Here is a 2,489-nt window from a genome sequence, read left to right on the forward strand (position 1 = left end):
CGATCTCGCCGCGATGCGTGATGCCATGCAAGCACTTGGCAGTGATCCGCAACGCATCAACCCACTTAATCCGGCTGAACTAGTGATCGACCATTCGGTGATGGTGGATTATTACGGTGCGCCAGATGCGCTTGAGCGAAATACTGAAATCGAGTTTGAACGCAATCGTGAACGCTACCAATTCTTGCGGTGGGGACAAAAAGCCTTTGATAACTTCAAAGTGGTGCCCCCTGGTCGTGGCATCGTTCACCAAGTCAATCTTGAATACCTGGCCCGCGTTGTATTCGCTGGTGGTGACAATGGCGACCTGCTCTACCCGGACACACTGGTCGGCACTGACTCACATACGACAATGATTAATGGCCTCGGTGTCCTCGGCTGGGGTGTCGGCGGCATTGAAGCCGAAGCGGCGATGCTCGGCCAACCCGTGAGCATGCTCATCCCCGAGGTTGTGGGCATGGAACTCACCGGCCAACTGCCACCGGGCACTACCGCCACCGACTTGGTGCTGACCGTCACCGAAATGCTGCGAAAGCACGGTGTGGTCGGAAAATTTGTCGAATTTTGCGGGGACGGAATACAGCACCTATCGCTTGCCGATCGCGCGACCCTCGCCAACATGGCACCCGAATATGGGGCGACGTGCGGGATTTTCCCGATCGACGAACAAACGCTTCATTATTTGCGACTGACGGGACGGGACGAAGCCCAGCTGGCCCGTATTGAAGCCTATTGCAAGGCAATGAACATGTGGGGTGCCGACGCGCAGAAAAACGCCGTATACCACAGTCGTCTCACGCTCGATCTGAGCACCGTGCAACCGTCCATTGCTGGGCCCAAACGCCCCCAGGACCGTATCGTGCTGGCCGACGCTGCACCAGCCTTCACGAAATGGTTGAACGAGCAAAATCAGCTCACCGGCAACCAAACATCCGAAGTGCCCTGCACGCTCAATGGAAAATCGTTTACCATGAAAGACGGCCATGTGGTGATCGCCGCGATCACCAGTTGCACCAACACATCCAACCCCTCTGTGTTGATGGCGGCTGGTTTGCTCGCACGCAAGGCCCGAGCGCGCGGCTTGTCCGTCAAACCTTGGGTCAAAACCTCACTGGCACCGGGTTCACGCGTTGTCACCGAATACTTGAAGCATGCCGGGCTATTAGACGATTTATCTGCCTTGGGCTTCTCGGTTGTGGGCTATGGCTGCACAACCTGTATTGGCAATTCCGGACCATTGCCCGAGGCCGTCGCCCAAGCCATCAAAGATGGCAATCTCAACGTCACCTCTGTTTTGTCAGGTAACAGAAACTTTGAGGGCCGTATTCATCCGTTAGTCAAAGCCAACTACTTGGCTTCACCGCCCTTAGTGGTGGCATACGCCTTGGCTGGCTCAATGAACATTGATTTGACTCGCGAGCCGCTTGGACACGACGAAAATGGCACGCCGGTTTACTTAAGAGATCTATGGCCGAGCCCCGAAGAAATCCAAAGCGCCATTGATGCCAACCTGTCCAGCGATATGTTCAAGCGGCTTTATCAGGATGTCTTCGATGGAGACGAACGCTGGCGTAATTTGCCTGGCACAGACGCAAAATCGTACGACTGGCCAGAATCCACCTATATCCGCAAACCGCCATTCTTTGAAGGCATGTCATTGGAAGCCCCCGAGGTCAAGGCGATTAGCAATGCGCGTGTGCTCCTCAAACTTGGTGATTCGGTCACAACCGATCATATTTCACCAGCCGGCGCCATTGCGCTCGACAGCCCTGCCGCCGAGTACCTCAGATCCCAAGGGGTTGAGCCAAAGGATTTCAACTCCTACGGCTCGCGACGCGGGAATCACGAAGTCATGATGCGAGGTACCTTCGCCAACATCCGTTTGCGCAATCAACTGGCCCCAGGCACTGAAGGCGGTTGGACCCGAATCTTCCCCGAGGGCAAGCAAACCACCGTGTTTGACGCCGCCATGCATTACCAGTCGCAGGGCGTACCCACCATTGTCCTCGCTGGCAAAGAGTACGGAACAGGCAGTTCGCGTGATTGGGCGGCAAAAGGCCCGGCATTATTAGGCGTGAAGGCCGTGATTGCGCAAAGCTATGAGCGAATTCATCGCTCTAACCTGATTGGAATGGGCATTTTGCCGCTACAGTTCCAAGAAGGTGACAGTGCCGATACGCTCGGCTTGACAGGCGAAGAGGAGTTCACCATTCCCGCCATCAAGCCTGGCCAGAAGACCGTCACGGTGTACGTGACCAACCCATCGGGAGAAACTCGGCACTTTGATGCCATCGTAAGGATTGATACGCCGAATGAGTTTCTCTACTACCAAAACGGTGGCATCTTACATTTTGTCTTGCGAAAATTGGCAAGACAGTAAAATGACACTGCATATCGAGTAGGGTGAGGCGTTACCGCCTCATCCCTCTCACAGAACCGTACGTACGGACCTCGTATACGGCTCCTGTACTTTACACATTCCAGTCTGC

The 2,489-nt window shown here is 55.0% G+C and carries 1 protein-coding gene; it reads left to right on the plus strand.

The window, feature by feature from the left end; genetic code table 11:
• On the plus strand, positions 1-2,380 hold a 2,380-nt coding region (acnA, locus tag D6694_10335; protein ID RMH40129.1), incomplete at its 5' end, for an aconitate hydratase AcnA.
• Positions 2,381-2,489: the final 109 nt, after the last annotated feature.

This window comes from Gammaproteobacteria bacterium, from assembly GCA_003696665.1.
Taxonomy (GTDB): domain Bacteria; phylum Pseudomonadota; class Gammaproteobacteria; order Enterobacterales.